Source organism: Streptomyces sp. NPDC001750 (assembly GCF_042892615.1).
Taxonomy (GTDB): Bacteria; Actinomycetota; Actinomycetes; order Streptomycetales; family Streptomycetaceae; genus Streptomyces.
This window is the reverse complement of sequence record NZ_JBIAUE010000014.1, coordinates 1-13,950: the sequence shown is the minus strand read 5'-3', so window position 1 is coordinate 13,950 and position 13,950 is coordinate 1. Positions and strand designations below refer to the sequence as shown.

General features: G+C 69.3%; 9 protein-coding genes. 8 read left to right on the top strand and 1 reads right to left on the bottom strand.

Translation table 11 applies throughout. The features are described 5' to 3' along the window. Positions 1 to 147 precede the first annotated feature (147 nt). On the top strand, positions 148 to 1,005 hold the full coding sequence (locus ACFYY6_RS21590) for a DUF4184 family protein (RefSeq protein ID WP_351520609.1): 858 nt from the start codon (positions 148 to 150) through the stop codon (positions 1,003 to 1,005). Between the two features lie 360 nt (positions 1,006 to 1,365). Here ACFYY6_RS21590 and polA read toward each other — a convergent pair whose 3' ends face one another. Beyond that, positions 1,366 to 4,077: a DNA polymerase I gene (polA, locus tag ACFYY6_RS21585; protein WP_351525129.1), complete on the bottom strand. Its 2,712-nt coding sequence runs from the start codon at positions 4,075 to 4,077 to the stop codon at positions 1,366 to 1,368. Positions 4,078 to 4,288: 211 nt separating this feature from the next. On the opposite strand from polA, the gene ACFYY6_RS21580 reads away from it, so the two are divergent. The 7 genes from ACFYY6_RS21580 (at position 4,289) to ACFYY6_RS21550 (ending at position 13,865) form a co-directional block, all read left to right on the top strand. Further along, positions 4,289 to 6,565 (top strand): FdhF/YdeP family oxidoreductase, encoded by a 2,277-nt coding sequence (locus ACFYY6_RS21580; RefSeq protein ID WP_351525130.1) that lies wholly within the window; start codon positions 4,289 to 4,291, stop codon positions 6,563 to 6,565. A 355-nt stretch (positions 6,566 to 6,920) separates the two neighbouring features. Next, positions 6,921 to 7,391 carry a hotdog fold thioesterase gene (locus tag ACFYY6_RS21575; protein WP_351525131.1) on the top strand — a complete coding sequence of 157 codons (471 nt, stop codon included), beginning with the start codon at positions 6,921 to 6,923 and terminating at the stop codon, positions 7,389 to 7,391. A gap of 736 nt (positions 7,392 to 8,127) precedes the next feature. Then, positions 8,128 to 9,354, top strand: a complete 1,227-nt coding sequence (locus tag ACFYY6_RS21570) for a branched-chain amino acid ABC transporter substrate-binding protein (RefSeq protein ID WP_351525132.1) — start codon at positions 8,128 to 8,130, stop codon at positions 9,352 to 9,354. Positions 9,355 to 9,458: 104 nt separating this feature from the next. Then, a complete protein-coding gene (locus ACFYY6_RS21565; protein ID WP_351525133.1) occupies positions 9,459 to 10,388 on the top strand; it encodes a branched-chain amino acid ABC transporter permease in 930 nt (309 codons plus the stop codon). Positions 10,389 to 10,393: 5 nt separating this feature from the next. Further along, positions 10,394 to 12,190 carry a branched-chain amino acid ABC transporter permease gene (locus tag ACFYY6_RS21560; protein ID WP_351525134.1) on the top strand — a complete coding sequence of 599 codons (1,797 nt, stop codon included), beginning with the start codon at positions 10,394 to 10,396 and terminating at the stop codon, positions 12,188 to 12,190. A 5-nt stretch (positions 12,191 to 12,195) separates the two neighbouring features. After that, positions 12,196 to 13,152 carry an ABC transporter ATP-binding protein gene (locus ACFYY6_RS21555; RefSeq protein ID WP_351525136.1) on the top strand — a complete coding sequence of 319 codons (957 nt, stop codon included), beginning with the start codon at positions 12,196 to 12,198 and terminating at the stop codon, positions 13,150 to 13,152. Then, positions 13,149 to 13,865, top strand: a complete 717-nt coding sequence (locus ACFYY6_RS21550; protein ID WP_351525135.1) for an ABC transporter ATP-binding protein — start codon at positions 13,149 to 13,151, stop codon at positions 13,863 to 13,865. The genes ACFYY6_RS21555 and ACFYY6_RS21550 overlap by 4 nt, the downstream gene beginning before the upstream one ends. The last annotated feature ends 85 nt before the right edge of the window (positions 13,866 to 13,950 follow it).

Genomic DNA, 13,950 nt, shown 5'->3' with positions numbered 1-13,950 from the left:
CTCGACAGACTCTCGGGCGACCCTACGGCAACTCATGCGACTGACACAGTATCTACTGACCGATTCTTACCTGTTTTTCACGTTCCGGTCCACAAGTTGTACGGCGGCTGTCCGGCCGGTGAGGACGGCTCCCGCATACTTGCCGCCATGCCGTTCACACTCAGTCACGCCGCGGCCGTACTGCCGGGCATGCGACGCAGCGGCACGGCCCGCGGCCCGCTCGTCGCCTCGGCGCTCGTCGCGGGTTCGTTCGCCCCCGATCTGACGTACTTCGCGGACAGTGCGGTTCCCGGTGCCATGGAGTTCGGGGAGGTCACCCACTCGGTACGGGGCGTGCTCACGGTCGATGTGCTGATCACGGCGGCGGCGGTGGCGGTGTGGCTGTTGTTGCGCGAGCCGCTGGTGGCGCTGCTGCCGGACGCCTGGCAAGGACGGGTGCACGCGTTCCTGCGGGGCCGGCCCGCGGCCGGACGGGAGAGGCACCGGGTCCGCGACGGTGCGTGGTTCGCGGTGTCGGCGGCCGTCGGGGCCACCACCCATGTCGTCTGGGACGCCTTCACCCATCACGACCGCTGGGGCGTGCGACTGGTCCCGGGGCTCGACGGCAGCCTCGGCGGACGTCCCGTGTTCCAGCTGGTGCAGTACGGCAGTTCGGCGGTGGCCCTGGCCGTGCTCGTGTGGTTCACGGCCTCGGGCCTGCGTCGGACCGGGGCGCGACCGGTCCCGCCGGACGTACCGGTACTGGGCCGCCGGGGACGACGGGCGGCGGGAACCCTGCTGGGCCTCTGCGTCCTGCTCGGCGTCATCCACCGGTGCGCGCGCTGGTACGCGTACTTCGGCGGCGTCCACGACCCGCTCGACATCGTCCCGACGGCCTGCTTCGGCGCCGGGGCCGGACTGGCGGCGGGCCTGGTGCTGTACGGGGCATGGATGCGGCTGCGCCGACCGCGCACACCCGCACCCCCGTCCCCCACCGCGGCCGGACGGGCCCCGTCACCGCACTGACCCGACGCCCGGACTTCCCCTCGGGGGCATCTCCGCACCACATCCCGGCGGCCTCGGACGGCCCGTAACGACCTCGTCCACGATTGGCAGTGGAGGAAGGAGCGGCGTCTGGAGCCTTCGAATCCAAGGCGGAGGAGGGAGTCGGATGGGGTCTCCCCTGCTCGAAAGCAGCTGAGAGCTCGGGGAAGGAGCGTCGGGGACTGACGACAACGCCGGAGGCGGAAGTCCCAGACGCCGCGACGCCGCTGACAATCGTGGACGAGGTCGTAACCCCGGCGTCCGAGCGCCCCAAGGCGTACCGTCCGACGCCGTCGGCCCCGCGGGCCACGCCCACGGGTCGGCGCGGTGACCGCGCCCGGGTCAGTGGGCCGCCGACTCCCAGTCCGTACCCACACCCACCGACACGTCCAGCGGGGCGCGCAACTGCACGGCCGTGGACATCTCGTGGCGCACGATCTCCTCCACCCGCGCGCGCTCCCCCGCCGCGATCTCCAGGACGATCTCGTCGTGGACCTGGAGCAGCATCCGCGACTTCAGCTCCGCCTCGGTAAGCGCCCGGTCCACCTTGAGCATGGCGACCTTGACGATGTCCGCCGCCGTGCCCTGGATCGGCGCGTTGAGCGCCATGCGCTCGGCCATCTCGCGCCGCTGGCGGTTGTCGCTGTTGAGATCCGGGAGATAGCGGCGGCGGCCGAAGACCGTCTCGGTGTATCCGGTGGCCCTGGCCTCCTCCACCACACGGTGCAGATAGTCGCGCACCCCGCCGAACCGCTCGAAGTAGGTGTCCATCAGACCGCGCGCCTCACCCGCCTCGATGTTCAGCTGCTGGGAGAGACCGAACGCGGACAGCCCGTACGCCAGCCCGTAGCTCATGGCCTTGATCTTGCGGCGCATCTCCGGGTCGACGGCCGACTTGTCGACGCCGAACACCTGCGAGGCGACCGTCGTGTGCAGGTCCTCGCCGGAGGTGAACGCCTCGATCAGGCCCGCGTCCTCGGAGAGGTGCGCCATCACCCGCAGCTCGATCTGGCTGTAGTCGGCCGTCATCAGCGACTCGAAGCCCTCGCCGACGACGAAGCCCCGGCGGATGGCCCGGCCCTCGTCCGTACGCACCGGGATGTTCTGCAGATTGGGGTCGGTGGAGGAGAGCCGCCCCGTCGCCGCCACTGTCTGGTTGAACGTCGTGTGGATACGGCCGTCCGTCGCGATCGTCTTGATCAGACCCTCGACCGTGACCCGCAGCTTCGCCTGCTCGCGGTGGCGCAGCATGATCACCGGCAGCTCGTGCTCCGTCTGCCCGGCCAGCCAGGCCAGGGCATCGGCGTCCGTCGTGTACCCGGTCTTCGTCTTCTTCGTCCTGGGCAGCCCCAGCTCACCGAAGAGGACCTCCTGGAGCTGCTTGGGCGAGCCGAGGTTGAACTCCCGGCCGACCGCCGCGTGCGCCTCCTTCACCGCCTGCTGCACCGCACCGGCGAACTGCTGCTCCATGCCCTCCAGATGAGCCCGGTCCGCCGCGATGCCGTGCCGCTCCAGGCGGGCCAGCAGGGCGGACGTCGGCAGCTCCATGTCATGCAGCAGCTCCGCCGCGCCGACCTCGGCCAGCCGGGCGGTGAACGCCTCGCCCAGATCCAGGACCGCGCGGGCCTGCGCCATCAGGGCGTCGGCCTCCGCCCGGTCGTCCGCGCCGAAGGCCAGCTGCCCGTCGGGGGCCGCCGCGGGCGCCAGCTCCCGGCCCAGGTACTCCACCGCCAGCGCGTCGAGCGCGAACGAACGGCGGCCCGGCTTGACCAGGTAGGCGGCCAGCGCCGTGTCCATCGTAACGCCCTCGACCCGCCAGCCGTGCTCCGGGAAGACCCGCATGGCGCTCTTCGCGTTGTGCATCACCTTGGGCCGCGCCGCGTCGGCGATCCAGGCGGCGAACGCCCGCTCGTCGCCCTCGTCGAGCTCCGCGGGATCGAACCAGGCCGCCGCGCCGCCCGCCGCCGCCAGCGCGACCTCGGTGACCGTGCCCGCGCCGAGCCCCCAGGTGTCGACCGTGGCGACACCCAGCGGCTCCCCGCCGTGCTCCGCCAGCCACGGCGCCAGCTCGCCCGCGCCCAGCACCGCACCGTCCAGCTCGACGCCCGCCGCGGGCACCGGGGCCCCGGCCTCGGCCGCGCCCGGGTCGACGGCCAGCAGCCGCTCGCGCAGGCTCGGGTTGCGGATCTCCAGGACGTCCAGCACGCCCGTCACCGCCGTGCGGTCGTACGGCGCGCGCTCCAGGTCCCGCGGGGTCTTTGCCAGCTCCACGTCACGGACCATCTCCGTCAGCCGGCGGTTCATCCGCACCGCGTCCAGGTGGTCCCGGAAATTCTGCCCGGCCTTCCCCTTGACCTCCTCCGCGCGCTCCACCAGCTCGGCGAACGAACCGAACTGCTTGATCCACTTCGCGGCGGTCTTCTCCCCGACGCCCGGAATACCCGGAAGATTGTCCGACGGGTCACCGCGCAGCGCCGCGAAGTCCGGATACTGCCGCGGCGAGAGCCCGTACTTCTCCTCGACCTTCTCCGGGGTGAACCGCGTCAGCTCCGACACACCCTTCGTCGGATACAACACCGTGACGTTGTCCGTGATCAGCTGGAACGAGTCCCGGTCACCGGTGACGATCAGCACCTCGAAACCGGCCGCCTCGGCCTGCGTCGCCAGCGTGGCGATGACGTCGTCCGCCTCGAAGCCCTCGACCGCGAAACGGTCCGCACGCATCGCGTCGAGCAGCTCACCGATCAGCTCGACCTGCCCCTTGAACTCGTCCGGGGTCTTCGAACGATTCGCCTTGTACTCCGGGAACTCCTCCGCGCGCCACGTCTTGCGGGAAACGTCGAACGCCACCGCGAAATGCGTCGGCGCCTCATCACGCAGCGTGTTCGCCAGCATCGACGCGAAGCCGTACACCGCGTTCGTCGTCTGCCCCGACCCCGTCGTGAAATTCTCCGCGGGCAGCGCAAAGAACGCCCGGTACGCCAGGGAGTGCCCGTCCATCAGGAGCAGGCGCGGTCGGTTGTCTGCCGTCTTCTTCGATGCCGTCTCAGCCACGCCCCCGATCCTGCCACGGACCACCGACAATGCCCGACCGGCCATCGCTCGCCGCATTCGACGACGCACGACCGTCCCGCCCGCCCTGCCCGCGTGACAGGATCGAGGGACGAGCAAAAGGGAGAAGCCGGGGAGCACGGCCCCCCGCGCGGCACACACGCGACGCGCACGGAACGACACGGTCCGCACCCGGCCCGAAAGGAAGCGCACCATGGCCACGAAGCCCCCCACCGGTGACCCGGTCCAGGACGCGCCCCGGGTCGGACCCGCCCGGCACACCGCCGCCGGCCTGCCCGCCGTCGCCCACAGCCTCGCCGTCGCCCGGCAGCAGATGGGCATCCGGCGCACCGCACAGACCCTCCTCAAGGTCAACCAGAAGAACGGCTTCGACTGCCCCGGCTGCGCCTGGCCCGAGGGCGACCACCGGCACACCGCGGAATTCTGCGAGAACGGCGCCAAGGCCGTCGCCGAGGAAGCGACGCTGCGCCGCGTCACCCCCGAGTTCTTCGCCGCGCACCCCCTGCCCGTCCTCGCCGCCCGCAGCGGTTACTGGCTCGGCCAACAGGGACGGATCACCCACCCGATGTACCTCCCCGAGGGCGCGGACCACTACGAGCCGGTGACCTGGGAACGCGCCTTCGGCATCATCGCCGAGGAACTGCGCGCCCTCGCCTCCCCCGACGAGGCCGTCTTCTACACCTCGGGCCGCACCAGCAACGAGGCCGCGTTCCTCCTCCAGCTGTTCGCCCGCGAATTCGGCACCAACAACCTCCCCGACTGCTCCAACATGTGCCACGAGTCCTCCGGCTCGGCACTCACGGAGACCATCGGCATCGGCAAGGGCAGCGTCTCCCTGGAGGACCTCCACCGCGCCGACCTGATCATCATCGCCGGACAGAATCCCGGCACCAACCACCCCCGGATGCTCTCCGCCCTGGAGAAGGCCAAGTCCGCCGGGGCCAGGATCATCTCGGTGAACCCGCTGCCCGAGGCCGGACTGGAACGGTTCAAGAACCCGCAGACGCCGCACGGCATGCTCAGGGGAACCCCGCTCACCGACCTCTTCCTGCAGATCCGCATCGGCGGCGACCAGGCCCTCTTCCGCCTTCTCAACAAGCTCGTCCTGCAGGCCGACGGCGCCGTCGACGAAGCCTTCGTCCGGGAACACACCCACGGCTACGAGGAATTCGCCGCGGCCGCCCGCGAGGCCGACTGGGACCGCACCCTCGCCGCCACCGGCCTCGACCGCGCCGCCATCGAAGAAGCCCTCGCCATGGTCCTCGCCTCGAAACGCACCATCGTGTGCTGGGCCATGGGCCTCACCCAGCACAAGCACTCCGTGCCGACCATCCGCGAGATCGTCAACTTCCTCCTCCTGCGCGGCAACATAGGCCGCCCCGGCGCAGGAGTCTGCCCCGTGCGCGGACACTCCAACGTCCAGGGCGACCGCACCATGGGCATCTTCGAAAGGCCCCCGGCCGCGTTCCTCGACGCCCTCGACAAGGAATTCTCGATCACCTCGCCGCGCCACCACGGCCACGACGTCGTCCGCTCCATCCGGGCCCTGCGCGACGGCGACGCCAAGGTCTTCTTCGCCATGGGCGGGAACTTCGTCGCCGCCACCCCCGACACCGAGGTCACCGAGGCCGCGATGCGACGGGCCCGCCTCACCGTCCACGTCTCCACCAAGCTCAACCGCTCCCACGCGGTGACCGGCACCCGGGCCCTGATCCTGCCCACCCTCGGCCGCACCGACAAGGACGTCCAGGCGAGCGGCAGGCAGTTCGTCACGGTCGAGGACTCCATGAGCATGGTCCACGCCTCCCGCGGCAACCTCACCCCCGCGAGCCCGCACCTGCTCTCCGAACCCGCCATCATCGCCCGCCTCGCCCGCGCCGTCCTCGGAACCGGATCGGCCACCCCCTGGGAGGAGTTCGAGAAGGACTACGCGACCATCCGCGACCGCATCTCCCGCGTGGTCCCCGGCTTCGAGGACTTCAACGCCCGCATCGAGCACCCCGGCGGCTTCACCCTCCCCCACGCCCCCCGCGACGAACGCCGCTTCCCCACCGCGACCGGCCGCGCCAACTTCACCGCAGCCCCCGTCGAACACCCCGAACTCCCCGACGGCCGGCTGCTGCTGCAGACCCTGCGCTCGCACGACCAGTACAACACCACCATCTACGGCCTCGACGACCGCTACCGCGGCATCGAGGGAGGCCGCCGCGTCGTCCTCGTCAACCCCGACGACGCCCGCGACCTCGGCCTGGCCGACGGCGCGTACACCGACCTCGTCGGCGAATGGAAGGACGGCGTGGAACGACGTGCCCCCGGCTTCCGCGTCGTGCACTACCCGACCGCCCGCGGCTGCGCCGCCGCCTACTACCCGGAGACCAATGTGCTGGTCCCCCTCGACTCCACGGCCGACACCAGCAACACCCCCGCCAGCAAGTCCGTCGTCGTGCGCTTCGAGAACATCCGGGGATGACCGGCGACGCTCGGGGATGACCAGGGGGCGCCCGAGAGCGACCGGGCGCCTTTGGGCATGACCGGCCGCTTCCGGGGACAACAGAAGGCGGCCGAGGACCGCCGGGAACGAGGCCCGGCCCCGTCGCGGCGCTCCCGGGCCGGCCGCACCGGGAGCGCCCCTCTCGACGGGCCGGACCTCCCGACAGACGGCGCCCGGCCCGACGGCACGGGCCGCGCACGAGCCGGGACGGCCCGGCTCCCGCACCGGGCCGTTCCGTACGTCACACGGCCTAAGCGCCCGCTCAGTCGTCTGATATGAACGACGCAGACAGACCGAAGCCACCAGGCATCGCAGACGATCGGAGCCGGACAGCATGGGCGAGCACACCACCCCCACGTTCCCCCAGGAGATCATCGACGAGTACGCCGAACTCGGCATCGACCTCCCCGCCCTCTTCTCCGCCGGCCACCTCGGCGAACGCATGGGCGTCACGATCGTCGAGGCATCCGCCGACCGCGTCGTCGGCACCATGCCCGTCGAGGGCAACACCCAGCCGTACGGACTGCTCCACGGCGGCGCCTCCGCAGTCCTCGCCGAGACCCTCGGCTCGGTCGGCTCCATGCTCCACGGCGGCGCCACGAAGATCGCCGTCGGCGTGGACCTCAACTGCACCCACCACCGGGGCGTGCGCAGCGGACTCGTCACGGGCGTCGCCACCCCCGTCCACCGCGGCCGCTCCACCGCCACCTACGAGATCGTGATCACCGACGAGCACGACAAGCGGGTCTGCACCGCCCGCCTCACGTGCCTGCTCCGCGACGCACCGCGCCCCGACGCCGCCTGACCGAAACCCCACTGCCACCCGGCCCCGAAGCCACCCGCGCCCCTGACCGAAACACAACCCAACACGCGACCCACCGCACACCACGCACCACCACCGCGCGCCACGCGCCCGCACCGCCGCCCGGCCGGACCGAGATCCGGCCGGGCATTCTCATTTCCCGCACAACTCCAGTACGACAAAGCCAAGTTGAGCGTCCACCATGGTCAACACCACTGACCTCACGGCGCGTTGAACGCCCCAATCGGCACCCCCACCACACCCGACCGCGCCGACCGCACACGCGACACCGCGTCAACCACACCACGCCCGATGTCACTCCGAGTAATCATCGGGCGATACGTGCAGGCCACGGACAACACGCCCGTATCCGGCCCCGCGAACACCACCGCACCTCACCGCACCCGGCACCCGCGCCCCTCGCCCACACCGGACGACAGCACCAAGATCTGCTCAAGCCCCTTAGCAGAGCTGCGAGTTCTCACCATGCGGTCACTTTCGCCGACCAGTAAAAAGACGTACATGTCCGCACAGCCACCTCAAGCCTTGCTCAAGGGCATAACAAGAAAGTCACATCCTGCGGCGGACCCATCCCCCACCACCACACCTGCGCCTAGAGTCACGGCCAGTCACCGCGCCGCCGGGCGCGTCAACCAGCACGGCCCTGTACCACCCGTACGGCCCGGCGAACGACACGGCACCTCAAGCAGAGGAGGCCGCGCCAGGGAAAGGACCTTTCGTGCGACACCGTTCTTCGCTCATCCTCACCGCAGTGCTCACCACAGGAGCACTGACACTCACCGCCTGCGGGTCGCGCGACGACAGCAACAACGGCGGCGGCGACGGCGGCACCAAGACCGTCGTCATCGGCGTCGACGCGCCCATCACCGGCGACCTCTCCGCCCTCGGCCTCGGCATCAAGAACTCCGCCGACCTCGCCGCCCAGACGGCCAACAAGGAAAAGACCGTCCCCGGCATCAAGTTCGAGGTCAAGCCCCTCGACGACCAGGCCCAGCCCTCCGTCGGCCAGCAGAACGCCCAGAAGTTCATCGACGACGACACCGTCGTCGGCGTCGTCGGCCCGCTCAACTCCGGCGTCTCCCAGTCGATGCAGAAGCCCCTCAACGACGCCGGCCTCACCCAGGTCTCCCCCGCCAACACCGGCACCGAACTCACCCAGGGCGAGAACTGGAAGACCGGCGACAAGAAGCGCCCCTACAAGACCTACTTCCGCACCGCCACCACGGACCAGATCCAGGGCGCCTTCGCCGCGAAGTACCTCTACAACAACGCGAAGATCAACCAGGTCTACCTCATCGACGACCAGAAGCCCTACGGCGCCGGCCTCGCCGCCTCCTTCAAGAACACCTTCACCTCCCTCGGCGGCAAGATCGTCGGCACCGACCACGTCAACCCCGACGACCGCGACTTCAACGCCGTCGTCACCAAGGTCAAGAAGTCCGGCGCCAAGGCCGTCTACTACGGCGGCGAATACCCCGCGGGCGCCCCCCTGAGCCAGCAGCTCAAGGACAGCGTCCAGATCCCCCTCATGGGCGGCGACGGCATGTACAGCGCCGACTTCATCAAGCTCAACAAGAAGGCCCAGGGCGACATCGCCACCTCCGTCGGCAAGCCCGTCGAAGAACTCGACTCCGCCAAGAAGTTCATCGCCGACTACAAGACCGCCGGATACAAGGACGCCTACGAGGCCTACGGCGGCGGCACCTACGACGCCACCTGGTCCATCATCGAGGCCGTCAAGATCGCCGTCGCCGACAACAACGGCAAGGCCCCCGACGACCTCCGCGCCAAGGTCCTCGAAGCCATGGCCAAGGTCAAGTTCGACGGCGTCACCGGCCCCGTCTCCTTCGACGAGTACGGCGACACCACCAACACCATGATGACCGCCTACCAGGTCGACGGCGGCAAGTGGGTCTCCAAGATCAGCGAGGTCTACAAGCCCTGACCACCGCCGCCCTCCCGGGCAAATCGAAGTGACCCAGACCGCGCGGGAGCGCCACCAGCGCCCCGCGCGGTGCCATATCCGAACCACTCCACGGAGGCCCTGCGGTGAACGAACTGCCGCAACAGCTGGCCAATGGACTCATCCTCGGCGCGATGTACGGACTCATCGCGATCGGCTACACGATGGTCTACGGAATCATCCAGCTCATCAACTTCGCCCACGGCGAGATCTTCATGATCGGAGGCTTCGGAGCTCTCACCGTGTACCTCTGGATGCCGGCCGGCGTCTCCCTCCTCGCGATCATCCCACTCATGATCATCGGCGGCGTCATATGCTCCGTCGCCGTCGGCACAGCCGCCGAACGCTTCGCCTACCGACCCCTGCGAGGCGCCCCCCGACTCGCCCCGCTCATCACCGCGATCGGACTCTCCCTCGCACTCCAGCAAGCCATCTGGAAGTGGTACCCCGACGCCAAGAAGGACCGCTCCTTCCCCCAGTTCAAGGGCGAAGCCTTCGACATCCTCGGCGCCCACATCCAACGCGGTGACCTCTTCGTCCTCATCACCGCCCCCATCTGCATGATCGCCCTCGGCCTCTTCGTCTCCAAGACCCGCTCCGGCCGCGGCATGCAAGCCACCAGCCAGGACCCCGACACCGCCAAGCTCATGGGCATCAACACCGACCGCATCATCGTCATGGCCTTCGCCATCGGTGCCGCGTTCGCCGCCGTCGCCGCCGTCGCCTACGGGCTCAAGAACGGCCAGATCGGCTTCAAAATGGGCTTCATCATGGGCCTCAAAGCCTTCACCGCAGCCGTACTCGGCGGCATCGGCAACATCTACGGCGCCATGCTCGGCGGCGTCGTCCTCGGCATCGCCGAATCCCTCGCCACCGGCTACATGAGCAACGTCCCCGGCATGGAACTCTTCGGCGGCGGCGCCTGGAAGGACGTATGGGCCTTCGTCCTGCTCATCATCGTCCTGCTGCTCCGCCCCCAGGGCCTGCTCGGCGAACGCGTCGCGGATCGGGCGTGATACGGATGACCACCAACCACACCACCACACCCCACACCGCACCCCTCCTCCCCATCCCCCCGGCAGCAGCCCGCATCGCCACCCTCACAGGCGCCGCACTCACACTCGCCGGAACCTTCCTCGCCTGGACCTGGACCAAGGAATTCCCCGGCGACCTCACCGTCACCGGCTACCCCGGCGGCCTCCAGATCCTCACCCTCATCAGCGCCGCACTCACCCTCCTCCTCACACTCTCCGGATACGGCATCCGCGGCCTCGGCTGGCTCACCCCCGCCGGCACCAACAGCCCCGTCCGCCTCCTCGCCCTCGGCACCCTCGGCACCACCGGCTACGCCCTCGGCGCCATCTCCTACGCCCTCGGCGGCATCATCAACCTGGAACCCGGCGCCTGGGTCAGCGGCATCGGCGCACTCATCGCCGCCATCGCCGCCCTCGGCCTCCCCACCGACCAGACACCCACCCCCGCCGGCACCACCACCGCCTGGGAACGCTTCCGCCACAGCCTCCGCGCCCCGTCCGCACCCCGGGCCAAAGCCCTCCCCGACTGGGCCGAAATCCTCATCATCGTCATCGCGTTCGGCATCGGCCTCCACGTCTTCAGCTACGGCATCGACACCGACTACACCGAACTCTTCATCGGCTTCCTCATCACCACCGGCTTCGCCTTCACCGCACTCCACCGCGCCGGACTCGTCTCCCGCCTCACCGCGCTGACCGCGAAGCACCGCAACATCACCCTCACCGCCGCCCTCGTCGCCGCCGTCTGCTTCCCCTTCACCCAGCAGAAAGAGGAATACGCGCTCATCGGCGCCAACATCCTCATCTTCGGCACCGTCGCACTCGGCCTCAACGTCGTCGTCGGCCTCGCCGGCCTCCTCGACCTCGGATACGTCGCCTTCCTCGGCGTCGGCGCCTACGCCGCCGCCCTGGTCTCCGGCTCCACCATGTCGGCCATCGGCGTCGAATTCCCCTTCTGGGCCGCCGTACTCACCGGCGCCGCCGCCTCACTCGTCTTCGGCGTCCTCATCGGCGCACCGACACTACGGCTGCGCGGCGACTACCTCGCCATCGTCACCCTGGGCTTCGGCGAGATCTTCCGCCTCACCGTGAACAACCTCAACGGCAACAGCGGACCCGACCTCACCAACGGCTCCCAGGGCATCCCCAGCATCCCCGACCTCAACTTCTTCGGATTCGACTTCGGAACCAAGCACGACATCCTCGGCTTCAGCCTCGGCAGGTCCGCCAACTACTACCTGCTCATGCTCCTCTTCACCGCCGTCGTCGTCCTCGTCTTCCGCCGCTCCGGAGAATCCCGCATCGGCCGCGCCTGGGTCGCCATCCGCGAGGACGAGACCGCCGCCACCGCCATGGGCATCAACTCCTTCCGCCTCAAACTGCTCGCCTTCGCCCTCGGCGCGACCCTCGCCGGACTCGCCGGAACCGTCCAGGCACACGTCAACTACACCGTGACACCCGAGCAGTACCAGTTCGCCGGCTCCGTACCCCCCAACTCCGCCTTCCTCCTCGCCGCCGTCATCCTCGGCGGCATGGGAACCCTCAGCGGACCCCTCGTCGGCGCCGCACTCCTCTACCTCATCCCGGCCAAGCTGCAATTCATGCAGGACTACCAGCTCTTCCTCTTCGGCGTCGCACTCATCCTCCTGATGCGCCTGCGCCCCGAGGGCCTGGTAGCCGACCGCAGGAAGCAGCTCGAATTCCACGAGACCGACCAGCCCGACGTACCGGAACCGCGACAGTCCGACACAACCGGCGCCGGCATCGCCAAGGCGGGGGCGTGACCACCATGACCACCACGAAGACCCCCACCACGAACAACGCCACCACCGTCCTCGACGCCAGCGGCGTCACCATGCGCTTCGGCGGCCTCACCGCCGTACGCGAAGTCGACCTCACCGTCAACACCGGCGAGATCGTCGGCCTCATCGGCCCCAACGGCGCAGGCAAGACCACCTTCTTCAACTGCCTCACCGGCCTCTACGTCCCCACCGAGGGCAAGGTCAGCTACAAAGGCACCGTCCTGCCGCCCAAACCCCACCTCGTCACCCAGGCCGGCATCGCCCGCACCTTCCAGAACATCCGGCTCTTCGCCAACATGACCGTCCTGGAAAACGTCCTCGTCGGACGCCACACCCGGACCAAGGAAGGACTCTGGTCCGCCCTCCTGCGCCTCCCCGGCTTCACCAAGGCCGAGAACGCCAGCCGCGAACGCGCCATGGAACTCCTGGAGTTCATCGGCCTGGCGGACAAGGCCGACCACCTCGCGCGCAACCTCCCCTACGGAGACCAGCGCAAACTGGAGATCGCCCGCGCACTGGCCAGCGAGCCCGGCCTCCTGCTCCTCGACGAGCCCACCGCCGGCATGAACCCGCAGGAAACCCGCGTCACCGAAGAACTCATCTTCGCCATCCGGGACCAGGGCATCGCCGTCCTCGTCATCGAGCACGACATGCGGTTCATCTTCAACCTCTGCGACCGCGTCGCCGTCCTCGTCCAGGGCCAGAAACTCGTCGAGGGCACCGCCGACGTCGTCCAGAGCGACGAACGCGTCGTCGCCGCCTACCTCGGCACCCCCTTCGAAGGCGCCCCCGGCGCCGAAGAAGTCGCCGAGGTCGAGGCCGCCGAGGCCCACAGGACAACCGACACCGCCACGGCCGACACCACCACCACGGCGGACACCACCGGCACCACCAGCACGACCAGCACCACCGGCGCCGACGGCACCGAGGAGGACGCCCGATGACCACACTGCTGGAGGTCCAGGACCTCCGCGTCGCCTACGGCAAGATCGAAGCCGTCAAGGGCATCTCCTTCACGGTCGAAGCCGGCCAGATCGTCACCCTCATCGGCACCAACGGCGCCGGCAAGACCACCACCCTGCGCACCCTCTCCGGGCTGCTCAAACCGGCCGGCGGCAGCATCGTCTTCGACGGACAGCCCATCGGCAACATCCCCGCCCACAAGATCGTCTCCCTGGGCCTCGCCCACTCCCCCGAGGGACGCCACATCTTCCCCCGGCTGTCGATCACCGAGAACCTCCAGCTCGGCGCCTACCTCCGCAACGACAAGGCGGGCATCGAAAAGGACATCCAGCGCGCCTACGACCTCTTCCCCATCCTCGGGGAACGCCGCAAACAGGCCGCCGGAACCCTCTCGGGCGGCGAACAGCAGATGCTCGCCATGGGCAGGGCCCTCATGTGCCGGCCCAAGCTCCTGATGCTCGACGAACCCTCCATGGGCCTCTCCCCGATCATGATGCAGAAGATCATGGAGACCATCGCCGAACTCAAGGCCCAGGGCACCACCATCCTGCTCGTCGAACAGAACGCCCAGGCGGCACTCTCCCTCGCCGACCAGGGCCACGTCATGGAGGTCGGCCGGATCGTCCTCTCCGGCACCGGCGCGGACCTCCTGCACGACGAGTCCGTCCGCAAGGCCTACCTCGGCGAGGACTGACAGTGAGGATGTGACGTGGCTTCTCCGACGGGTCTGACTCACGGACTGACCGACGTCTCGACTGTCTTGTTTGGGATTTGTCGAT

What these genes read in the sequence shown, in the direction of transcription:
- ACFYY6_RS21580 (WP_351525130.1), top strand. Translation starts at nt 4,289, where the DNA reads ATGGCCACGAAGCCCCCCACCGGTGACCCGGTCCAGGACGCGCCCCGG.
- ACFYY6_RS21560 (WP_351525134.1), top strand. Translation starts at nt 10,394, where the DNA reads ATGACCACCAACCACACCACCACACCCCACACCGCACCCCTCCTCCCC.
- ACFYY6_RS21550 (WP_351525135.1), top strand. Translation starts at nt 13,149, where the DNA reads ATGACCACACTGCTGGAGGTCCAGGACCTCCGCGTCGCCTACGGCAAG.
- ACFYY6_RS21555 (WP_351525136.1), top strand. Translation starts at nt 12,196, where the DNA reads ATGACCACCACGAAGACCCCCACCACGAACAACGCCACCACCGTCCTC.
- ACFYY6_RS21590 (WP_351520609.1), top strand. Translation starts at nt 148, where the DNA reads ATGCCGTTCACACTCAGTCACGCCGCGGCCGTACTGCCGGGCATGCGA.
- ACFYY6_RS21575 (WP_351525131.1), top strand. Translation starts at nt 6,921, where the DNA reads ATGGGCGAGCACACCACCCCCACGTTCCCCCAGGAGATCATCGACGAG.